The sequence below is a fragment of the Sphingomonas sp. S6 genome, assembly GCF_043498045.1.
Lineage (GTDB): Bacteria > Pseudomonadota > Alphaproteobacteria > Sphingomonadales > Sphingomonadaceae > Sphingomonas.
In genome coordinates this window covers 1-22,402 of sequence record NZ_JBIEOE010000016.1, presented here as the reverse complement: position 1 = coordinate 22,402, position 22,402 = coordinate 1, and the positions used below count along the sequence as shown (strand labels likewise).

General features: G+C 65.2%; 17 protein-coding genes, 1 pseudogene and 1 riboswitch. Of the genes and pseudogenes, 8 read left to right on the top strand and 10 right to left on the bottom strand.

Going from position 1 to position 22,402, the window contains the following annotated elements; genetic code table 11:
• Window positions 1-82: 82 nt before the first annotated feature.
• Window positions 83-2,884 carry a TonB-dependent receptor gene (locus ACGVWT_RS16535; RefSeq protein WP_315472097.1) on the top strand — a complete coding sequence of 934 codons (2,802 nt, stop codon included), beginning with the start codon at window positions 83-85 and terminating at the stop codon, window positions 2,882-2,884.
• Window positions 2,881-3,900, top strand: a complete 1,020-nt coding sequence (locus tag ACGVWT_RS16530; protein ID WP_315472098.1) for a phytase — start codon at window positions 2,881-2,883, stop codon at window positions 3,898-3,900. Before ACGVWT_RS16535 ends, ACGVWT_RS16530 begins: the two co-directional genes overlap by 4 nt.
• A gap of 21 nt (window positions 3,901-3,921) precedes the next feature.
• Here the strand turns inward: ACGVWT_RS16530 and ACGVWT_RS16525 are convergent, their stop codons facing one another.
• The 7 genes from ACGVWT_RS16525 to rfbB all read right to left on the bottom strand — a co-directional run bounded on the left by ACGVWT_RS16525 (window position 3,922) and on the right by rfbB (window position 10,391).
• Window positions 3,922-5,352, bottom strand: a complete 1,431-nt coding sequence (locus ACGVWT_RS16525) for a M20/M25/M40 family metallo-hydrolase (protein ID WP_315472099.1) — start codon at window positions 5,350-5,352, stop codon at window positions 3,922-3,924.
• Window positions 5,353-5,437: 85 nt separating this feature from the next.
• Window positions 5,438-5,767, bottom strand: a complete 330-nt coding sequence (locus ACGVWT_RS16520) for a WGR domain-containing protein (protein WP_315472100.1) — start codon at window positions 5,765-5,767, stop codon at window positions 5,438-5,440.
• A gap of 81 nt (window positions 5,768-5,848) precedes the next feature.
• Window positions 5,849-5,980 (bottom strand): hypothetical protein, encoded by a 132-nt coding sequence (locus ACGVWT_RS16515; protein ID WP_315472101.1) that lies wholly within the window; start codon window positions 5,978-5,980, stop codon window positions 5,849-5,851.
• Window positions 5,981-6,214: 234 nt separating this feature from the next.
• Window positions 6,215-7,588: a sugar transferase gene (locus ACGVWT_RS16510; protein WP_315472102.1), complete on the bottom strand. Its 1,374-nt coding sequence runs from the start codon at window positions 7,586-7,588 to the stop codon at window positions 6,215-6,217.
• A 189-nt stretch (window positions 7,589-7,777) separates the two neighbouring features.
• Window positions 7,778-8,716 (bottom strand): glucose-1-phosphate thymidylyltransferase RfbA, encoded by a 939-nt coding sequence (gene rfbA, locus ACGVWT_RS16505; RefSeq protein WP_394427347.1) that lies wholly within the window; start codon window positions 8,714-8,716, stop codon window positions 7,778-7,780.
• 24 nt (window positions 8,717-8,740) lie between these two features.
• On the bottom strand, window positions 8,741-9,310 hold the full coding sequence (locus ACGVWT_RS16500; protein ID WP_315472103.1) for an NUDIX domain-containing protein: 570 nt from the start codon (window positions 9,308-9,310) through the stop codon (window positions 8,741-8,743).
• A gap of 10 nt (window positions 9,311-9,320) precedes the next feature.
• Complete coding sequence (gene rfbB, locus ACGVWT_RS16495; RefSeq protein ID WP_315472130.1) at window positions 9,321-10,391, bottom strand: dTDP-glucose 4,6-dehydratase; 1,071 nt, start codon at window positions 10,389-10,391, stop codon at window positions 9,321-9,323.
• A 285-nt stretch (window positions 10,392-10,676) separates the two neighbouring features.
• Between rfbB and ACGVWT_RS16490 the strand changes: the two genes are divergently transcribed.
• Window positions 10,677-13,343: a TonB-dependent receptor gene (locus tag ACGVWT_RS16490; RefSeq protein ID WP_315472104.1), complete on the top strand. Its 2,667-nt coding sequence runs from the start codon at window positions 10,677-10,679 to the stop codon at window positions 13,341-13,343.
• Between the two features lie 18 nt (window positions 13,344-13,361).
• Window positions 13,362-14,942, top strand: a complete 1,581-nt coding sequence (locus ACGVWT_RS16485) for an alkaline phosphatase D family protein (protein WP_315472105.1) — start codon at window positions 13,362-13,364, stop codon at window positions 14,940-14,942.
• Window positions 14,943-15,089: 147 nt separating this feature from the next.
• Here ACGVWT_RS16485 and ACGVWT_RS16480 read toward each other — a convergent pair whose 3' ends face one another.
• Window positions 15,090-16,496 (bottom strand): L-serine ammonia-lyase, encoded by a 1,407-nt coding sequence (locus ACGVWT_RS16480; protein WP_315472106.1) that lies wholly within the window; start codon window positions 16,494-16,496, stop codon window positions 15,090-15,092.
• A gap of 124 nt (window positions 16,497-16,620) precedes the next feature.
• Window positions 16,621-16,709: riboswitch (glycine riboswitch) on the bottom strand.
• Between the two features lie 352 nt (window positions 16,710-17,061).
• On the opposite strand from ACGVWT_RS16480, the gene ACGVWT_RS16475 reads away from it, so the two are divergent.
• From ACGVWT_RS16475 to ACGVWT_RS16460, 4 genes are all read left to right on the top strand, one after another.
• On the top strand, window positions 17,062-17,997 hold the full coding sequence (locus tag ACGVWT_RS16475; RefSeq protein ID WP_315472107.1) for a replication initiator protein A: 936 nt from the start codon (window positions 17,062-17,064) through the stop codon (window positions 17,995-17,997).
• Between the two features lie 659 nt (window positions 17,998-18,656).
• On the top strand, window positions 18,657-19,475 hold the full coding sequence (locus tag ACGVWT_RS16470) for a helix-turn-helix domain-containing protein (RefSeq protein ID WP_315472108.1): 819 nt from the start codon (window positions 18,657-18,659) through the stop codon (window positions 19,473-19,475).
• 248 nt (window positions 19,476-19,723) lie between these two features.
• Window positions 19,724-20,386, top strand: coding sequence for a ParA family partition ATPase (gene parA / locus ACGVWT_RS16465; RefSeq protein WP_315472109.1), 663 nt, complete (start codon window positions 19,724-19,726; stop codon window positions 20,384-20,386).
• Entirely contained in the window at window positions 20,383-20,655 is a 273-nt protein-coding gene (locus ACGVWT_RS16460; RefSeq protein ID WP_315472110.1) for a ribbon-helix-helix domain-containing protein, read from the top strand. The genes parA and ACGVWT_RS16460 overlap by 4 nt, the downstream gene beginning before the upstream one ends.
• 363 nt (window positions 20,656-21,018) lie before the next feature.
• Here the strand turns inward: ACGVWT_RS16460 and ACGVWT_RS16455 are convergent, their stop codons facing one another.
• Together ACGVWT_RS16455 and ACGVWT_RS16450 are read right to left on the bottom strand one after the other, a co-directional pair.
• A complete protein-coding gene (locus ACGVWT_RS16455; protein WP_315472111.1) occupies window positions 21,019-21,855 on the bottom strand; it encodes a glycosyltransferase in 837 nt (278 codons plus the stop codon).
• Between the two features lie 160 nt (window positions 21,856-22,015).
• Window positions 22,016-22,402: pseudogene (locus ACGVWT_RS16450) on the bottom strand (hypothetical protein); the annotation flags it as partial.

Genomic DNA, 22,402 nt, shown 5'->3' with positions numbered 1-22,402 from the left:
TGTAACATTCCCCCGCCACGGGCTGCGGCGACACGACCGGTGCGGGGCACGCATCGGCGCCATCACGCTCAGGGGGAGCATCATGCACGCCATCCGTCCGGCCTTCCGCGCGCTTGCGGGGGTTTCGCTTGTCGCACTCGGTTTCGCCGCGCAGCCGGCGCTCGCCGCTTCGGTCGATGCACCGGCCGCCACCCCGGCGGGGGCGCCGATCGAGGGACCAATCGTGTCGGGCCGCATCTATGACGCCAGCGGCCTCGCGCTGCCCGGCGCGCGCATCGTCGTCGAGGGCACGGGCGCGCAGGCGACGACCAATTTGCAGGGTGAGTTCACCGTCGCGACGCCGGATGCGAGCGGTGACGTCACCTTGCTGATCGACTATCTGGGCCGTCCGCCGGTGACGCGCACGATCACCGCGGCCGAGCGCGGCCGTGCCGTGTCGTTCACTTTGCCTGCGGCGAGCGGCGGGGAGGGCGACATCGTCGTCGTTGGCGCGTCGCTGGTCGACAATACCGCGCGGGCGCTCAACCAGCAGCGCACCGCCGACAATACGATCACCGTCATCTCGGCGGACGCGATCGGCCGCTTCCCCGATCCCAATATCGCCGAGGCGCTGCAGCGTGCACCGGGCGTCGGCATCGAGCGTGACCAGGGCGAGGGCCGCTACATCAACGTCCGCGGCGCACCGTCGGAATGGTCGGCAATCTCGGTCGACGGCATCCAGATCCCCTCGGTCGACCCGACGACGCGCGCCGTCGACCTCGACACGATCCCGTCGGACATCGTCGCCAATCTGGAAGTGACCAAGTCGCTCCTCCCCTATCAGGATGCGGATTCGATCGCCGGTGCGGTCAACATCACGACGCGCTCGCCGTTCGATCGCAAGGGCTTCGCGCTGACCGGCATGGGCGGCATGAGCTACAACCAGTTCGGCAAGGGCCACGATTATCGCGGATCGGCCGCGGTCAGCGATACGTTCGGCCAGGATCGCCAGTTCGGCGTGCTGCTGTCGGGCAGCTATTCCTCGACCCATCGCCGCCCGGACAATGTCGAGAATACGTGGAGCCAGACGCCCGCCGGCCTGCGCGTCACCGAGACTTTGTTCAAGGATTACGACACCAAGCGTCAGCGCATCGCCGGCACCGGTGCGTTCGAATGGCGCCCGTCCGACGCGACGCACGCCTGGGTGCGCGGCACCTATGCGCGCTTCCAAGACGACGAATTCCGCGACCGGCTGGGTATCCTGTGGAGCGAGGGCACGTTGCAGGCGGGGTCGACCGATCGCGCGGCGACCTACACCAACACGCGTATCGAAAAGCAGGTGCGTCACAGGAAGCAGGTGAACGAGATCTGGACCGTCACCGGCGGCCTGGAACAGCGGCTGGGTGACGGCACGATTCGCGCCGACGTGGCGTATAGCGAGACCTCGCAGACCTATCCGCGCCGCGACGAACTGCTGTTCCGCTCGACGTTGCGCCCCACGCTCTCGTACAATTTCGCCGACGCGGACCTGCCGAGCTATTCGCTGTTCACCAGCAAGGAGTATCTCCAGACTGGCACCTTCGCCTTCCGCGAGAACGCCTTCCGGTCGAACACGACGAAGAACGATGAGCTGACGGTCGCCATCCGCACCGATCTGCCGATCGCCGAGTACGTCACGCTGTCGACGGGCGGCAAATATCGCGAGCGCCACATCAGCGCCGACGAGGAGCGCTTCCGCGACCGCCGCAGCAGCGCCGCGCCCAGCCAGACGCTCGCCGGCCTGCTGTCCGATCAGGATTCGCGCAACTTCGACTATGACCTTGGCAAGCGCTTCGACACCGGCCTCGCCGACGCCTATTTCGACGCGGCCAAGACGACGTCGGAACGCCGCCTGCCGCAGTCGCTGACCGCCGATTACACCGCGGAGGAAAGCATCCTCGGCCTGTTCGGCATGACGAAGTACGTCAATGGCGGCACGACATTGGTCGCGGGCCTGCGCGTCGAGACGACCAACTTCCAGTCGAGCGCGCCATCGGTATCGCGGACCGGTGCGATCGTCACCGCGAGCGGCAAGGCGGGTTACGTCGACTTCTTCCCCAACCTGACATTGCGCCAGGCGTTCACGCCGAACCTGATCCTGCGGGCGGCGCTCTCCCGCGCGATCAACCGCGCCAACTTCCCGCAGCTCGCGCCGCGCGTGCTCGAGACGACCGAGGGCAATACGATCCGGGTGGAATCCGGCAATCCGCGCCTCAATCCGACGCTGGCGAACAACGTCGATGCGGGCCTGGAATATTATATCCGGCCGCTGGGCGTGATCTCGGTCAACGGCTTCTACAAGGACCTGACCGACTATCGCTATACGCTCAACCGGCAGGGCGTGTACCTGGGCCTGCCCGCGATCTTCAGCAGCCCGATCAATGCGCGCAAGGGCGAGCTGTACGGCGTCGAGCTGAACTGGCAGCAGCAGCTCTCGTTCCTGCCCGGTCTGCTGGGCGGCCTCGGCGTCTTTGCCAATTACACCTATACGCACGGGTCTGCGACGTTCGACGGCACGTACGGGGGGCGCAGCCGCTTCGCGCTGCCCGGCCAGTCGACGCATATGTGGAATGCCAGCGTCTTCTACGAGCGCGGACCCGTCAACCTGCGCGTCGCCTATACCAAGCGCAGCGACTATCTGGACGAGATCAACGCCGACAATCCCGCGCTGGACCTGTATTGGGAAGGCCGCGGTCAGCTCGACGTGACGGGCAGCGTGCAGCTGATGAAGGGCATCAACCTGTTCGCCGAGGGCAAGAACCTCACCAACACGCCGGGCGTGCGCTATTTCGGCGAGCGCTTCCGGACGTACGAATATGAGAAGTTCGGCTATTCGATCTTCGCCGGCGTGCGGGTGAAGCTGTGAGGAGCGCCCTCCCCGCCCTGCTGCTCGCCGGCTGTGCCAGCATTCCGGCCGCGGCGCCGCTGACGGAGGCGCCCGTTGTTGCAGCGAGCGCCGAAACCGATCCGGTCGACACCGCGCACGATGCGGCGGACGATCCTGCGATCTGGCGCAATGCGAAGGACCCCGCGAAGAGCCTGGTCATCGGCACCGACAAGAAGGCGGGCATCCACGTCTACGACATGGCGGGCAAGCGCGTGTCCTTCACCCCCGCCGCGCGGCTCAACAACGTCGATCTGCGCGAGGTCGGAGGGCGCGTGGTCGCGGTGGCGAGCGACCGGGCGGACGTCGCCCAGGCGCATGTCGCGCTGTTCACGCTCGACACGTCGGCACGGCGCCTGGTGCCGATGGGACGCTATCCGGTCGGCCCCGGCGAGGCTTATGGCATGTGCCTGTGGACGCGCGCGAAGGACAAGGCGCTGTTCGGCTTCGTCGTGTTGAAGGACGGCCGCATCGACCAGGTGCGCATCGACGTATCCGGTCCCTCGCCCACCGTCACCACGGTGCGCAGCATGAAGCTCGGCACGCAGGCGGAGGGCTGCGTCGTCGACGACCGGACGGGGACGCTCTACGTCGCCGAGGAAGACGTCGGCCTGTGGCGCTTCGCCGCGGACCCCGCCGCCCCCGCAACCGCCACCCCGATCGCGCGCGTCGACGGCAAGACGCTCGTCGCCGATGCCGAGGGCCTGGCACTCGCCCCCAAGGGTAGGACCGGTGGCTATCTCGTCGTCTCCAGCCAGGGCGACAACGCCTATACGCTCTATCGCCTGCCTGCCGTCACCTATGCCGGCCGCTTCCGCATCGGCGGGGGCGCGATCGACGGCACCAGCGACACCGACGGCATCGAACTGGCATTGGGCGACTTCGGTCCCGCCTACCCGCAAGGCCTGTTCGTTGCGCAGGACGGCGACAACGCGCCTGACACACAGAACTTCAAATACGTCAGCTGGGCGAAGGTAAAGGCGGCGCTAGGCCTGTAGGATTGTCGACACGTCGAGGTGTCAGCCGGCATAGGCCTTGACCAGGTCGTATAGATAATCGCGGCCCGTATAGACTGCCTTGACGATCGCGCGTTCGTTGAGGCCGTGCGTGCCGTTACCGTCCGGATCGCCGTACAGGCCCGGCGGGCCGTAGGACGGGATGCCGATCGCTTCCAGATAGATGCCGTCGGTCGCGCCGGTCGACATCATCGGCGCGAGCGGCACGCCCGGGTAATAACGCGCGAGCAGCCGTTCGGCGGGCTGGACGATCCTGGGGTCGAGCGGCGGGGGCACTGCGGCGGGTCCGCGATCGTCGACCTGTTTCACCGTCATGCGCGGATCGGCGATCACCCGTTCCAGCGTCGCGCGCACCGCTTCGGCCGACACGCCGGGGAAGATGCGGCAATTGATATTGGCGCCCGCGCGCTGCGGCAGCGCATTGTTGGCATGGCCGCCGTCCAGCAACGTCGCGACGCAGGTCGTGCGCAGCATCGAATGATAGCTTTTGTCGGTATTAAGCAGCGTTTCGGCAGCCTTGTCGGTCGGGTCGGCCGCGATCCGCTGCATCGCCGCGCCCATGGCATCGCCGCGCGCCTTGCCCGCGACGCGGAAATAGGCGCGCGTGGTGTCGGACATCTGCAATGGGAAGTCATAGGCGCGCAGGCGGCCGAGCGCGTCGGACAGTTCGTAGATGGCATTGTCGCGTACCGGCGCCGAGCTGTGGCCGCCGGGGTTGGTCGCCTCGATCCGGTAATTGACCGCCGCCTTCTCGCCGACATGGATGTTGGCGATCGCGAGGTTGCCCTTGCCGTCCGACCGCCCGCCCCCGCCTTCGTTCAGCGCGAATTCGGCCGCGATCAGTTCGGGCCGGTTCTGCGCCAGCCACTTCATGCCGTTGAATGCCCAGCTGGTTTCCTCGCCGCAGGTCAGCGCCAGCTTGATCGTGCGCTTGGGGCGATCGCCGCTCTCCTTGAACCGGATCATCGTATCGACCCAGATCGCGTCCATCGCCTTCATGTCGGCGGTGCCGCGGCCGTAGAAATAGCCGTTTTCCTCGACCATTTTATAGGGATCGCGCGTCCAGTCCTTGGGGTTGGCGACGACGACGTCGAGATGGCCGATCAGCAGCATCGGCTTCACCGTGCGGCTGGTGCCGGGCAGCGTCACGACCAGCCCGCCCTCCTTGGGATGATCGGGCACGGCGAAGCGCGTGATCGCGGACGCCGGATAGCCCGCCGCCAGCAGCCGCGTCTCGATCGTACCGGCGAGCGTGGTGCAACTGCCCGTTGTGATGCTGGTGTCGGTCTCCACCATCTGCTGGTAGAGCGCGCGGAAGCGGGCCTGGTCGGGGCGCAGCGGCGTCGCGGGCTGCTGTGCCGCCCCGCTGCCCGACAGCGTCAGCAGCATCGCGCCGATCGTCGCCCCAAGGATTCCCTGCGTCCGTCCCGCCATCGCCCGCCCCCATTGGTTGTGCGGACACTATGCATGACGCCCGCCGGCGAGAAAGGGAAATCCGGCAGTCACCGCCGCTTACGGCTCACGTCGTCAGCGCGTTACCCGGCCGGTCGCATTCCGTCGACGTGTCGACATGTCGGCGCGTCGGCACCATGGGGCGATAAGCGACCCCGATCCGCCGCACCGCCCTCCCCCGCCGCGCGAGCAGCCCGCGCACATAGGCGCAGGCCGCCGCCTCATCGGCAAAGCTGCGCACCAGCTCGCGCCCCTGCGTCCCGATCCGCCCCCAGCGCGTCTCGATCATCACCTGCCCGAACAAATCCCGATACGCCGCCACCCGCCACCGCCGACGCACGTTCCGCGCGGCATCGATGGCGACGAGATCAATGGGCGTGAACGGCAGCTCGTCCATGCCCGCAAGTCTAGGCGACGCCGACAGGCGTGTCCGACGGATTTCCTGAATCAGTGGCGAGCGTGTGATTCAACGGGTGAATCAGGGGGCGTCATCGCCACCGAGCAGCCGGCGAATGCGCGGGCTGACCCGGGCGCCGACCAGTGCGACGATCAGCACCAGGATCGACAGGCCCCAGATCGTGGCAAGTGCGATCAACAGGAAGCGCAGCATCGTGCGCGCGCTCCGGTCAATACGGTATGCGCGCCTTTATCACTTGTGCCGCTCCACCCAGGCACAAGCCCAGAACTACCGAGCCAACCGCATACCCAAGCGCGATTTCAACCATGCCTGCTCCTGTCGCGTCCCGCCCGTATCCGGCGGTGACGAGCGCAGCATAACCCCCCTTCACAAAAGTGTCATGAACTTTGCCCTCGTTCCGTCGCAGCGGCGACAGGGGGCTGGCCGTCAAAAGGCGTTGCGGTGGAGAATGACGCGAACGGTCAGGAAGATGATTTTGATATCGCGCCAGATCGACCAGTTTTCGAGATATTCGAGGTCTGCCTGCAGGCGGTTGCGCAGGTCGTCCTCGACCAGGGTCGCGCCGCGGAAGCCGCGCACCTGGGCAAGGCCGGTAAGACCCGGCTTGGTCGCGTGCCGGTCCCAATAGCGCTGGTCGACTTCCCAGAACAGCTTGTCCGCGGCGCGTGACCCCAGGGCGTGCGGGCGGGGTCCGACGATGCTCATATCGCCCTTCAGCACGTTCACCAGCTGCGGCAGTTCGTCGATGCTGGTCTTGCGGATGATCCGCCCGACCCGGGTGATCCGGTCGTCGTCGCGCGAGGCCGAGCGATGGCCGGCGCCATCCAATTGCTGGACGTACATCGAGCGGAACTTGAGCATCCGAAACATCTGGTTGCCGCGGCCGATACGCACCTGTTTGAACAGGATCGGACCCGGGCTGTTCAGCCGTACCGCAATCGCGGTGAGGACGAGCAGCGGTAGTAGGCACAGCAAGGCGGCCGAAGCCAGTGCGATGTCGAACAGGCGCTTGACGATCCGATCGGTCAGATCGAGCGGCCCCGCCGCGACGATGACCGACGGTACGTCGCGATTGGGACCGAGACCGAGCGGCGCCATTGCGGCCAGTTCGGGGACGACGATTTCGCTCTGGACGTTCGCGCCGCGCAGCGCCTTGGCCCAGGCCATGCGATGTTCGGGCGCGCAGGTCACGACGACACGGTCGGCGCTGGCGACCAACGTCGCGAGGCGATCGTACATGTGGGGATCGTGCGCTTCCGGGTCGAAATAGGATTCCGCCGCCATCACCATCGAGAACGTGCCGGACGGGATCGGTGCACCGCGATCGCATAGCAGGATCGAACTGAAGGGATTGCCGCCGACGAACCAAGTGAGATGGCGGACGAACACGTAGCGGGCCGTCACCAGCAGCAATGCGGCCAGCGCGGATCCGAGGCCGATCGTCAGGCGGGGAAAGGCGGTGGCGGACTTGAGGTAGAAGGCGGCAAGGATGACGCAGCCGATCGCGATCGCCAGCGCCTGAAGGCCCCGCCGGATCGCACCGAAGGGATCCTGAAGATTTTCGGAGTCATAAGCGTCGAGATTGGACGCGATCAGCGCGTAGAGCGGCATCAGCACGAGCGCGAAGACCAGCCAGCCGCTGTCGGCGACGAACGAGTCACGTGTCATCGCCGCAATTGCAAAGCCGGCAAAGATTGCGGCCATGTCGCAGCACAGCAAATAGGCGATGGCGCGGAACTGGAGCAGCACGCTGCGCGGGCGCCAATGCGTCTTCGCACTCTTGGAGTCAGAGGTCGTCATCACCTGCCTGGATGAAGGAGAGGGCCCGGTAAAGGTGTCGACGTTGCCCAACATACCCATACACCTAACCGCCCGGAAAGCCTCGCGAACAGAAGCACCGGATCTCTAGCGACAATGGTGGATGATCTCAATCTGGTCGTATCGGCCAGAACCATCTACCGGTGGTGGGGGTAGATCGACCATACGACCTTACGGAACTTGGGTAAAGGGTTGCCGCCGTTCCGCGGTCCGCCGCTCGCCTCCGTGGACGGGGGCTTCCGCTATCGCGGTCAGGATCGCGCGGCCGTAGGCGGTCTTGGCGAGTGCTTGGCCGCGGGCCTCCGCCGCTTCGCGGGGGATAAAGCCTTGGAGGTAGGCGATCTCTTCCAGGCAGGCGATCTGTATGCCCTGGCGGTGCTGGATGGTGCGGACGAATTCGGCTGCTTCGAGCAGGCTGTCGTGCGTGCCGGTATCGAGCCAGGCGAAACCGCGGCCCATCGCCTCGACGTGGAGCGTGCCTGCGGTCATGTAACGGCGCGCAAGGTCGGTGATCTCCAGCTCGCCGCGGGCCGAGGGCACCAACGCTGCAGCATGGTCGCAGACGCTGGCGTCGAACATGTAGAGGCCGGTTACCGCCTGGTTCGATCGGGGGTGTTCGGGCTTTTCCTCGAGCGATACCGCCTGCCCGTCGTCGTCGAAGGCGATGACGCCGTATCGCTCGGGATCGTCGACGCGGTAGGAAAAGAGCGTGGCGCCGCCCTCCGCCTCGATCCGGGCGACCGCGCGGCGCAGCAAGGTGCGCAGGCCGTTACCGAAGAAGATGTTGTCGCCGAGCACCAGCGTCACCGCCTGTCCCGCGATCCAGTCGCGCCCGATCGTGAACGCCTGCGGCAGCCCCTCCGGCGCGGGCTGTTCGGCATAAGCGATGGTCAGGCCGAGCGCCGATCCGTCGCCGAACAAGGTGCGGTAATGCGGCAGGTATTCGGGGCTGGAAATGATCAGGATGTCGCGGATGCCGGCGAGCATCAGCGCCGACAGCGGATAATAGATCATCGGCTTGTCATAGACCGGCAGCAGCTGCTTGTTGACGACCAGCGTCGCCGGATGAAGCCGCGTGCCCGTGCCGCCGGCGAGGATGATGCCCTTCATGCCCCGCAGCGTATCAGCGGGGCGCTAACAATTCGATGAGAACAACTCGGGCCGGCGCAGCCGCAGCGCCTGGAGCAGCATGAAGAACTTGGCGTCGCCGACACGGCCGCAGACTGCCTCTGCCCAGAGCGCGTCGAGCGGTTCCTCGCGTGCGTCGATCGTCTCGATCTCGTCCGCCGCGCCGCCTCCTGCGCCGACCCGGTCCACGGCGGCATATTCGGCGAGGAACAGATGGACGCGCTCGGTGGTGCTCGACGGCGTCATCCAGACGTGCGCGACCGGCTCGACGTGGCGCAGCCGCAGCCCGGTTTCCTCATAGGCTTCGCGGACGGCGGTGTCGGCGGGCGCCTCATCCTCGGTCACGCCGGCGATCGCCTCGGCGAAGGGCAGGCCGCCGAGATAGAGGACCGCGTCGCGCGTCTGGCGCACGGTCATCGCGACGCGCCGTACAGGATCATAGGCGAGCACGGTCGCGCCCGAGACATGCTCCACCACCGCCCGGTCGCATTCGACGTCGCCGAGCCGCACGCGCAGCATCTGGAGGCTGAGCCAGCCGCTGTAGAGCGGGCGGACGGCGAGAACGGTATCGGTCATGCCGGGGCCGCTAGAGGCTGGCGCGTGGGTCCGCCAGCCCCCGGCGCACGTCCGCGGCGCGGTCTGCGACGATCGGGCGCCACCAGGCCTCGTTGTCGAGATACCAGCGGATCGTCACCTCCAGCCCGGTGTCGAAGCTCTCGCGCGGGGTCCATCCGAGTTCGTCGCGGATCCGCGTCGCGTCGATTGCATAGCGTTGGTCGTGGCCGGGGCGGTCGGCGACGAAGGCGATCTGTGCGGTATAGGAGCGGCCGTCGGTGCGCGGGCGCAGGCGGTCGAGCGTGCGGCACAGCGCATGCACAACGTCGATGTTGCGGCGTTCGGCATTGCCGCCGATCGCATAGCGGCGGCCGGGCTGGCCGCGTTCGAATACGGCCTGCAGCGCGCGGGCATGATCGTCGACGAACAGCCAGTCGCGCACCTGCTCGCCGCGGCCGTAGACGGGCAGCGCGTCGCCCGCGAGTGCCTTGACGATCATCAGCGGGATCATCTTTTCGGGAAAGTGATACGGCCCGTAATTGTTCGAGCAATTGGTGACGAGCACCGGCAGGCCGTAGGTATGGCCCCAGGCGCCGACCAGATGGTCGGACGCCGCCTTGCTCGCGGCATAAGGCGAGCGCGGGTCGTAGGGTGTGTCTTCGGTGAAGCGGCCGGTCGGCCCCAGGCTGCCGAACACCTCGTCGGTCGAGATATGGTGGAAGCGGAAGGCAGCGCGGGCGGTCGCGTCGAGGCCCTGCCAATAGGCACGCGCGGCGGTCAGCAGGGTGAAGGTGCCGACGATGTTCGTGTCGACGAAGGCGGCGGGGCCGTCGATCGACCGATCGACATGGCTTTCCGCAGCCAGATGCGTGACGATATCGGGGCGGAAGTCGTGTAGCGCGGCCGCGACCGCAGCGCCGTCGCGGATATCGCCGCGCACGAAACGATAGCGTGGATCGCTTGCGACCGGCGCGAGCGCGGACAGCGTGCCGGCATAGGTCAAAGCGTCGTAGACGAGCACCTCATGCCCCGTCTCGCGGATCAGATGGCGGACGAGCGCCGAACCGATAAACCCGGCCCCGCCGGTGACGAAGATACGCATGGTCACGCCTCGTACCATGCGAAGGTTAAGACCTATAGGCGGGGGTTATGACCGATATGAACATTTGACATCGGTCGCTAACCTGCTGTCCGATCATCGCAAATTCGACGAAAATGACGGCGTGGCGGCGCGTATCGCAAAAGTGTCATGATATGACAGTCTTGCTGTAACGTTTGCTGCCTAGCAGCCCCCCACGGCGACGACGGTCCGATGTGATCGGAGGCGGGCGCCGCGTCGGTCGTGCGGGCCGGATTTCGGTCGCGCGTCGCCAAGGGGGATAAATCCATGTCGATGGTTCTGCGTGCCCGTCGGGCGCGCCTGCTGTGCTGTGCGTCCGTCATGCTGCTGGGGGCGGCAACACCGGCCCTTGCGTCCGGCCCTGCCCTGCCCGCCGATCCGGCCTCACGCGATGCTGCGGGCCCCGATCCGCAGACCGACATCATCGTGCGTGCCAACCGCCTGGCGACCGCACAGAAGGAACAGTCGCCCGCGGTGGTCGACACCATCGTCTATGACGACGTCGAGACGATCGCGGCGGACGGCAACATCGCAGAGCAACTACGGTTGCTGCCCGGCATCAGCACGATCGACGAGGGCGATGCGCCGCGCTTCGTGACGATCCGCGGCATTGCGCCCGATCTCAACCAGACGACGATCGACGGCATCACCCTCGCCTCGATCGGCAATGACGGCGAGGGATCGCGGATGATCAACCTGCAGATCATCCCGTCCGAGCTGTCGCAGCGCACCGACGTCTACAAGACCTTCACCGCCGAACAGGATGGCGGCGCGATCGGCGGCATCGTCGATATTGTGACGCGCAGTCCGCTCGACCTGAAGCGCCGCTACACGATGCTCGACGGCTATGGCAGCTACCAGTCGTTCCGCGGGCCCGACGGGCGCAACACGATCGGCGGCAGCGCGCAGCATTGGGGCGGTGGGGCCAAGGGCGTGTTCGCCGACCGCTTCGGCTCGCACGGCCAGTTCGGCATCCTGCTGTCGGCGCGCTACCAGAGCCGCACGCGCAATTCCGCCAAATGGTGGCAGCCGGTGAAGAATTACTTCGACGCCAGCGGCAAGGCGCTCGCCGGCCCCGATGCGGGCAATTGGGATGGGCGCGCGGTGCCGGGCGACCATAGCTACGGCAGCTATACCAACCGGCTGCGCACGGCGGGCAGCAGCGGCAAGCTGGAATGGCAGGCGAGCGACCGCATCCGCGCCTCGCTGCTCGGCTTCGGCTATCGTCTGTGGGAATCCTCGACGATGAACAAGAACGACTATTACACGCGCAGCACCATCGTCGCGCGCACCGCGAACGGCGGGCGGTCGCAGGTCAACAGCATCTATTCGCGCTATCGCTACGACACCTGGGACAAGAAGACGTACGGCGGCATCGCCTCGCTCGCCTGGCGTGGCGACGCGTCGCACCTCGACGTGCGTGGGGGCTATACGCGCGCGATCTACGACAACGTGCAGCCCTATGTCGGCGTGCGCACCTATCCCGCCAAGCTGTTCCTCGATTGGGAGGATGGCAGCGAGGCGACCGGCGGTATCCCGCGTGTGACGGGGATCAGCGATCCCAACGCGCCGTTTTCGTCGATCTACAAGCTCAGCACCGCCAACATCACCGAACGCTCCGCGCGCGAAGGCCTGACCGACCTGCGCGTCGATTATGCCTGGAATACCGAGGCGAGCGATCGCGGTTTCGGCCTGGCGACGGGTGTCGAGTTCCGCCGGCTCGACCTGTCGCGCGACCTCGACGTCAACACCTATCGCCTGGGGCGGGTGATGACCGACTATCTGGTCGATCCGAACTATCGGCCCGTCGGGTCGGCCATGTCCTTCCCCTGGATCGACTATACCCGCGCCAAGGGCAGCCTGTGGCAGCAGATCGGGCTGGATGCGCGCGCGACCGCCTATCAGGAACGGGCCAGCGACTATCGCTATGTCGAGCGGCTGTGGACGCCCTATCTGTCGCTGCATCACGCCAGCGACGCGACCCGGCTGGTCGCGGGGCTGCGCTACGACCATATCGGTTTCGATGCCTACCAGCCGGTGATCCGCAGCGGCGTGGTGCTGCCCGGCCAGACGGTGCGGCGGGGCGGCTATGCCTATCTTCTCCCCTCGTTCGCGGCGGATCATGACCTGGGCGATGGCACCAAGCTGCGCTTCGCCTACAGCCGCACGCTCGGCCGGCCGACGCCGGGCGACATCGCCCAGCCCGAAACGATCAGCTGCGGCGTCGAGGACGAAGAGGCGGGCGGCCCCGATTGCTCGATCCGCCGCGGCAATCCCAACCTGCGGCCGCGCCGCGCCGACAATCTGGACGTCGGCGCCGAATACTATTTCGGCACGCATGGCGTGATCGCCGTCGCCGCCTTCGCCAAGTGGATCAAGGACGACATCTACGTCCTGCGTTCGCTGCAGGAGGTCGACGGCACCACCTATGCGGTGCGCGAGCCGACCAATGCGGAGCGGTCGCGCCTGTATGGGATCGAGTTCCAGGTCGCCGAGCACAATGTCGACGTGCTGGGCCGCAAGGTCGATCCCTTCTTCAACGTGACCTTGCTCGACGGGCAGATGCACGTGACGGGCGAGGAGACGGGCACGCGGACGATCGACCGGCTGATGTACCAGCCGCGCGTCACGCTCGGTGCCGGCGCGACGGTACGCCTGCCCGAGATCGCGGGCGCGATCCGCGGCACCGTCAGCCATCGTTCGGCGTCGCTGACCGCGCTGGGGGTCACGCCCAAGGACGATACCGGCCGCGCGCCCCTGACGGTCGTCAACGCGGCGCTGTGGCACCGCGTGCTGCCACACGTGACCTTCAAGTACGAGATCAACAACCTGTTCGACGACCAGCCCAAATTCCTGGCCGGCAACCGTCTCCAATATGTCAACGAAATCGACGATTATGGTCGCGCCGCCTTCTTCCACATCGTGCTGAACTGACCGGCAAGGGACCTGACCATGATCGATCGCCGCCACCTGCTTGCCGCCTTTCCGATGCTGTGGATGGCGGCGCGCGCCGGTGCGCTGCCGGCGAACCCGCGCAACCTGATCGACGCGCCCGGTTTTCTGACGACGCCCTTCGCGCTCGGCGTCGCGGCGGGTGATCCCGATGCGGACGGCTTCGTCGCCTGGACGCGGATCGTCCCCGAACCCGCGCAGCCCGATGGCGGCATGGTGGCGGCGCCCGTCCGCGTCGGCTGGGAAGTGGCGCGCGATCCCGATTTCCGCCAGATCGTCCGCCATGGCGAGGCGATCGCCCACCCCGAACTCGCGCATGCGGTGCATGTCGAGGTGACGGGGCTCGAGCCGGCGAGGCCCTATTGGTACCGCTTCACCTGTGGTGGCCATCGCAGCCCGGTCGGGCGCGGGGCGACGCTCCCCCTGCCCCAGGCGCGGCTCGACCGGCTGCGCTTCGCGGTCGCCGGCTGCCAGAATTACGAGGAAGGCCTGTACACCGCGTGGCGGAAGATCGCCGAGGAGCCGGTCGATTTCGTCTTCCATTACGGCGACTACATCTACGAAGGCCCTGACCGCGGCCCTGCCCCGCGCCGCATCGCCGGCCGGGCGGTGACGCCGATCCGCCGCCACACCGGGGGCGAGATCCAGTCGATCACCGATTATCGCCTGCGCTACGGCCTGTACAAGTCGGACGCGGATCTGCAGGCCGCGCATGCCGCCGCGCCCTGGTTCGTCAGCTTCGACGATCACGAGGTCGACAACAATTGGGCGGGCGACCACGACCAGGACGGCACGCCGCCCGAACTGTTCCTGATGCGCCGTGCGATGGCGATGCAGGCCTATTACGAACATATGCCGCTGCGCCCGCGCTCGATGCCGGTCGGCGCACAGATGCGCATGTATCGCGATGCGCGCTTCGGCGACCTGATGCAGGGCTTCTTCCTCGACACCCGCCAGTATCGTTCGGATCAGGCCTATGGCGACGACGATGTCGTACAGGGGCCGGACGTCTACTCCCCCGACCGCACGATGATGGGCGATGCGCAGGAGAGCTGGCTGTTCGACGGCCTGACCCGATCGACCGCGCGCTGGAATCTCGTCGCACAGCAGGTGCGGCTGATGAACATGCACTACACCAAGCCGGGCAAGGACGTGCCCATCGCCTCGATGGATCAATGGTCGGGCTATATGTACAGCCAGCGCCGCCTGCTCAGCCACATCGCCGATCACTGTCCGGGCAATGTCATGACGGTCAGCGGCGACGCGCATCGCCATTATGCCGGCGATCTCGTCCACGATCAGCGCGGCGGAATCGTCTCCAGCGAATTCCTCGCCACCTCGATCACCTCAGGCGCGGACGGTGTCGGCGACGAGGACGACTTCACCCGCTCGGCCAAGGCGCACACGCCCGAACTGATGGCGATGACCGATCGCCGCGGCTACGTGCTGTGCGACGTCGGCCGCGATACCTTCCGGGGCGACCTCAAGATCCTCGATACCGTCGCGGTGCCGGACGGCCGCCTGTCGACCTATGCGAGCTTCGTGTCGGAACGCGGCAAGCCCGGGCTGCACCGGGTGTGATGCGGCGACGCCAAGCCCGTCATTGCGAGCGTAGCGCGGCAATCTAGGGCGTCTTGGTCCGGCTCTGGATTGCCGCGCTACGCTCGCAATGACGGATCAGGCAGATATCGTCCTATACCATTGTCGGCGTGTCGACACCCCGACACGTCAACATTCCACCACGTTGACCGCCAGCCCGCCGAGGCTGGTTTCCTTATATTGCGAGCGCATGTCCTCGCCGGTCTGGCGCATCGTCTCGATCACCGCGTCTAGGCTGACGACGTGGCTGCCGTCGCCGCGCAGCGCGAGGTAGGCGGCGTTGATCGCCTTGACCGCGCCCATCGTGTTGCGTTCGATGCAGGGGATCTGGACGAGGCCGCCGATGGGGTCGCAGGTGAGGCCGAGATTGTGCTCCATGCCGATCTCGGCGGCATTCTCGATCTGCGCGTTGCTGCCGCCCAGCACCGCGGCGAGCGCGCCGGCCGCCATCGAGCAAGCGACGCCGACCTCCCCCTGGCAGCCCATCTCGGCGGCCGAGATCGAGGCGCGCTTCTTGTACAGCATGCCGATCGCCGCGGCGGTGAGCAGGAAGGTGCGCGCACCCTCGCGCCGCGTGGCTTCGTCGCGCGCCACCAGCGTCTCGTAGAAGCGCAGGACGGCAGGCAGCACGCCCGCGGCACCGTTGGTCGGCGCGGTGACGACGCGGCCGCCCGCCGCATTCTCTTCGTTGACCGCGAGCGCCCACAGGCTGACCCATTCGAACACTTCGGCGGGGTTGCTGCCGGGGACGCAGCCGGTCAGGCCCTGCTCGATCGCGCGCGCGCGGCGCCGGACCTTCAGACCGCCGGGCAGCATCCCCTCCTGGGCGATGCCGCGGTCGATGCAGGCGTGCATCGCCGTACGCACTGCGTCGAGGAAGGCGTCGGTCTCGGCCGCCTCGCGCCACGCGGTCTCGTTGGCGCGGACGATCTCGGCGATGGTGAGGCCGGTCGCGTCACCCAGCTCGAGCAGCTCGGCGCCCGAGCTGAACGGGTGGCGCACCGCGACATTGCTCGCCGACGCCGGCGCGCCTTTGCGCAGGATCGCCCCCCCGCCGATCGAGAAATAGGTCTCGGTATAGGCGCTGCCGTCGGCGCGTTGCGCGGTGAAGGTCATGCCATTGGGGTGCTCGGGTAGAAATTCGCGCGGGTGGAAGACGACGTCGCTGGCGGCGAAGGCGAGTCCGTGCGTGCCGGCGAGCGGCAGCCGCCCCTCCGCGCCGATCCTCGCGAGGATGCCGGGCGCCGCGTCGGGATCGAGCCTTTCGGGCTCCCAGCCGGCGAGGCCCAGGATCGTCGCGGTATCGGTCGCATGGCCGCGGCCGGTCAGCGCGAGACTGCCGAAGAGGTCGCAGGTGACGCGGGTCGGCGCCGTCCCCTGCCCCACCGCCCGCTGCGCGAAGTCGAACGCGGCACGCATCGGTCCGACGGTGTGCGAGCTCGACGGCCCGATGCCGATCGTGAACAGCTCGGCAACGCTGATCGGCCGATGCAGTCCGCGGTCGAGCGGTAGAGGTGTAGACGTGTCGACGTGCATGCATGTCCTCATCGCCGGCTCCGATGCCGACCGTGCGCATGCCCCATCTGTCGCTTGTGCCTGAGATCGCTATCCCGTCGGCGGACGTAGGGGAGCATCCCCCGCGCCTCTCTCCAGATATTGTAGCATCGCCATGGTCCTTCTGCCTGAGAGTTTCCGGGGCGGTTGCTCCTTCGGCGCCGGGGCGTGCCCGGTCTCTCCCATGTCGATGGCGGCGGGTATCGGCCGGGGCGGGGGAGGGGTCAAGGGCGCGTGGTCTCGCCCTTCGATGCGTGATCCCGGAGCTGTGCTGATGTGCCCGCCCCATTGATCGTGTGTCAGACGGCGGGCCCCGCTCTTGCGAGATCGAACGGGAAGGGTAGGGGCGAGACGTACGGTGCGTCGCGAGGCCATGTCTGCGGGCGATCTGCCGACATGTCGACAGGACGACATGTCGCAAGGGGAAGGGATCAACCCGAACGGGTCCCCATTTCCTACTCGAAAGCACGAACTGTTGGAGGCTTGCCCCCATTTCCCCTCGTGAAAACGGCATGGGGGTCCAAATCTTCGTGCTTTCGAGTAGGAAATGGCCATGGCCCGTACCCCTGCTTCGAATCGTCCTGCCCATGGCCCCGACGGCATCCCCCAGCGCGATCTGTTCGCGCTCGACAGCCCGCTGCATGGCGAGATCCGCGGCGAACGCTCGCTGATGGCGTTCCCGTTCTTCGCATTGTCGAAAAACGCCTGGATGAAGCCGCTTACCTACGATCACGCGACCGTCTCGATCGAGGTGCGCCCTTCGGCGAGCGGCGTCGCGACGATCTACGACAAGGAAATCGTGCTCTACATCGCCAGCCTGATGGCGGCCAAGCTGGAGGCGGGCGATCGGGTCGAACAGGATTTCGTCTTCACGGCGCACGACCTGTTCTCGGCGACTGGCTCGAACCATTCGGCGCGCAGCTATGGCCGGCTGTCCGAGGCACTGGAACGGCTGCAGGGTACGCAGATCAAGACCAATATTGAAGCGGGCGGCGAAGGGGAGGAGGGGTTCTTCTCGTGGCTATCCGAAGCAAAGTTGCATTATAGCAAGACGAAGAGTGGCGAACGGCGCCTTAAAGCGGTCAAGGTGCGACTGTGCGACTGGCTATATCGCGCGATTCTGCTCGATCGCCATGTGCTCGATTATGCCGCGGCCTATTTTCAACTAGGACCGATCGAACGACGCATCTACGAAGTCGCGCGCTCGACCTGCGAAGAGGGGAACGTGCTCGACATCGATCTTGCCACCTTCCGGCTGCAGATCGGCTATCAGAACCCGCTGTCGAACTTCAAGGCGGCGCTGAAGCAGATCGTCGCGACCGACGGCATCCCCGATTACCACCTTGAGCTGGTCGAGGAGACCGAGGCCGCCCCCCCCGCCGGCGATGCCCCTCCGCGCCGCGGCCGGCGTGCGCCCCAGGCCCGCGTCGTCATTACCCCGCGTGGCCCTGCGCTGACTGCGGACAGCCCGCGCGAAGGGTGAGGCGGGTCGGCCTCGAAGGGTTTGCGAAGAAGAGGGATTGTCGCGCAGAGGCGCTGAGGGCGCAGAGGGGTATCGCACGCGGCAGCGCGCTATCTCCGTCGCGCGTGTGATAGACAGACCGCTGTTGCGGCACGCGCAGCATCTCCGCGTCCTTCGCGCCTCTGCGCGAACCCCTTCCTCGCGAATCACCGGCCGAATCACACGCACCCAATCGGGGCATGACGGCGCACCGATCCGCTCGAGTGTCGCCAATTGTTACTCGATAGCACGAAGTTGATCCGTGCTTATTCTACTCGAAAGCACGAATGGAGCGGCAATTCCTATCCGAAAGCACGAACTTTTTCTGGTTTAAATACTCGAAAGCACGAATCTTGGTCGCTTCCGTTGTTGGATCATTGCTGCAACAAGATCGGCGATGCGCGTCATGTCGACGCAGCGGAAAGCAGGAAGCGGCCGTGACCACATAAAGGAAAGCCCGGCACGAAGGCCGGGCATCCCAGAGGGGGTATTGAAGAGCGGCGTCGCCAAACGTCACTCCACGTGAAAGCATCACCACTTCACGGGCTCTTCCTACCGTCCCGCCCCATCGGGTGCAAGGATGCGCGTTTCGCGCCACGGTCTTTTTCGTCCCCGGTCCCGGCCCCCAAGGGGGAAGGAAGATGACGGCATTTGCCCTCAGCGCAGCGAGTGCGCGCGTACTCGCGCGCGCGGCCGGCGGGCGTACGGCCCACGCCGCGTCGGTCACGCCACGTGCGCGATCGGGCGGGCTGCACCGCACCGGCGCGCCCGTGCGCCGTGGCAGTATCGAGGCGGGGACGTTCGAGGAGGCGTTCTTCGCCGTCCCCGCGCCCGGCGAGACCGACCGCATGCTCACCGCCTGCCGTCGCGCGCGCGACGCCGGCCGCCGCCTGGCACGCGAAGCGCGGGCCGGCACGCGTACACTCTCGGTCACCGAACGCCGCCTCGCCGCGCTGACGGCCGGCGCGGTGCGTGTGTTCGAGGAAATCTGCACGCTTGCCCGCCTCAACCGTGGCCGTGTCTTCCCGAGCTACGACTGGCTCGCCGAGGCGACAGGCCTCGGCCGCGCGACCATCGCCCGCGCGCTGGTGCTGCTCGAGGCGGCGGGCTTTCTCGTCCGCCAGCGTCGCTTCACCCGCGACGAGGGCCAGGGGATGGGGGCAGGGGAGGGGCCCCGCTATCGCCAGACCTCCAACGCTTATCGCGCGCTACTGCCGGCGAGCGTGCGCGCTTATCTGCCGCGCTGGATGCGACCGGCGCCGCTGCCCGACGATGTCATCCAGCAGGAGGCCGACCGGCAAGAAGGGGAGGCGGGGATGCGCGCGAGCCTCAGCTGCCGCGAACTCGCGCAGGTAACGGTGGGCGGTGCGCTGGGTCGCACGCTCGCGCGCCTCGGTGCGCGGATCGATGCAACCTGCGAGTCTCAAAACGATCTGCAACCGCTTACCAATTCAATCTGATGGTAGTTCATAAAGCGCTGGCCTAGCCGGCCAACACATCCCGCCTGGCGGCGAAGACACAGAAAAGGCAGACACAAAACCACCCCAAACTGAGAATCCCACTGCGGGAGTGCCGGCTACGCCGTCACATGCCCCCTAGAAGGAGCAAGCGGTTGCCGACGGTGATTCCTTCGCCAGGTCGGGAATATGCGCTGTGCAACATGTCGACCACTTGCCACGTCGCCATGTCGACATGTAGGGTAGTGGCCATGCCAGTTATCGCGATCATCAGCCAGAAGGGGGGCGCGGGGAAGACGACGCTCGCCATCCACCTTGCCGCCGCGGCGCAGGATGCGGGGCGCGTCGCGCTCATCATCGATACCGACCCGCAGGCGACCGCGAGCCAATGGGCCGCCTGGCGCGGCGACGCACCGCCTGAAGTGATCGACAGCCCGCCCCCGCGCCTCGCCGCCAAGGTCGCCGCGGCACAGAGTCAGGGGGCCGAGCTCATCGTCATCGACACACCGCCCCATGCCGACAGCGCGGGCCGCGCTGCGGTCGAGGTCGCCGACCTGGTGCTGATCCCGTGCCGCCCGAGCGCCTTCGACCTCTCGGCGATCCAGACCACCGCGAAGCTCGTCCAGCTGTTGAAGAAACCAGCATATGTCGTCTTCACCGCCGGCAACCCCAATGCGCCGCGCGTCTACGAAGAGGCCGGCGAGCTGGTCGAAGGCTTCGGCACCCCGCCCTGTCCCATCCAGATCCCCGACCGTGCCGCCTATCGCCACGCGAGCGGGGAGGGGCGCACCGTCATGGAATACGAACCCGCGGGCAAGGCCGCCGACGACATCCGACAGATCTACACGTGGACATGTCGACAAATCGGCTTGCCCACCCCCCGCAAATCCACGCCCAGGAAAGCCGCCGCATGAGCCGCAAACCCAGCTTCGCCAACCTGCGCAGTGCAACCGCGCCGGCGCCCCAGGCTCCTGCCACAGCGCCTGTCGAGATCGCCCCGACGCAGACGGCAACGCCGGCGAGCCGCCAAGGCCGCAAACAGATCGCCGGTTTCTTCAGCCCTGAAATGTCGTTTGCGATGCATACTCTGGCGCGCCGTCAGGGCCGGAGCTTGCAGGCGCTGATGGCGGAGGCGTTCAACGACGTGCTGCGCAAGCACGGCGAAAGCCCGATTGGGGATTGAATCCAACTGCAATGCAAGGCTGTTCAATATTTAAAACTTTTTCTAAAGACAATGATTGACGACTTCTTGTCTTTCACGGTGCGACGCACCAGGGTATATGTCTATAGTGGTAGAGTAATCCGTGACCTTCGGATCATTATTTACAACCCGAAAGTTAGACAAAGCGGATTGACCAAGTAATGAAGAGATACAGCTACGAACAGCAACGCTTTGTCGAGATGTCCATATGCCGGCAACAGCTTCATCCGGTATCCTCGTAGGGAAAATAAGTTTTTCTGAAGCACAGCCGCTGGTTATAAGCGCAGCAAAAATAATCGTTGACTTCATAGCAAAGCATCCAAAATTCAGGAGTGCAACACAGTTCTAACTAGTCAATATTTTAATTATTTTATTGGCGATCTTTGCTCTCTTACTACTATTAAGCAAAGTAATAATTCGAATTATTCGCCTAAAATGCAAAGGCGCCCCGCGTATTGTCGGCTTTGTTATTATAGTATAGCGATCTATAATTTCCGAATGCTTTTGTAGCTGTATATTTCTTTTGTCCGAGGTTATGCTGCCTGATGACCTCACTCTATACTTAATTATTACACTATCTAAATTTCGAACTTTACCAAATTCTGCCACTCGACACCAAAGATCGTAATCTTCGGCAGGAAAGCGGCTTGAAGAATACCCTCCTGCCAGTATTATTTGTGATCGCCGGTACATTACGGCTGGATGGACAAAAGGCGAATAAAAATTAAGGGCAAATCGACAATCTGAGTCTGAACAAGGCATCGATAACCTGCCAAACGGAGATCCTTGATCATCGATTTTTGTGGCTTGCCCCCCTAACAGCACAAGATCTTTGTCCGAAAAAGCTTTTACCTGAAGATCCAAGCGATCAGGTAACATGATGTCATCCGCATCGATTCGTGCAATTAACGGCGCAGTTGCGGCATTCAGCCCACGATTAAGGGATTCTGCCAATCCCATGTTTGTATCATTGCGCAGAATGACGTATTTAAATTTAGCGTTTGCACGAATAATATCTGCCGTATTATCCGTTGAGGCATCATCAACAAATATAACGTCAAAATCACTAAACGTCTGTAAATTAATAGAACTAATGGTGTCTCCTATCCATGACGCTTCATTGTGAAACGCGCATACTATGGAAACGGCGGGAGTATAGTTATTAGAGCTAGATGAATACATGATGCACGCACTGATTTTATAAAGCGCCTAATCGATGCGATTGGGCAATGAACCTGCATGTACGCGATCATCCCTCCACATGAAAAGTAATTTTGACAATATCGCTTTGCCTGGCATTCGCTGCCACGCGGTGATCGCCACCATGGAATGGTTGGCTGGGCTATTTCTCGCTAGCATGGCAGTTGCGTTCTTGACCGGCGATATGACCGTCGAACGGTGGCTTGATCCGCGCGTCGCCAACATGGTCAAGTGATAGTGTGACCTGCTTCTCATTTTTAGGTCGGAGATAATTCAGCTTCGGTGTGCTCGTGCCCTGGGCGGGGCGGTTGCTGAACTCGGCGGATACGATACCGCCGAAGCTGCTGTGCGGACGTACGATGTCGTAGCCCGTCCGACATGCCTTGATGATCCGTTTCGCCACGGCGAGCGAGTGGAACGTATGGTCGTTTGTGGATCGGCGTGGAAAAGGGACCCCGGTAGCGGGGTGATCGGCGTCGAAAAGGGACCCCTCATCCCGGTGGTCTAGGCTGCTCGCTTGGCGGTGTGT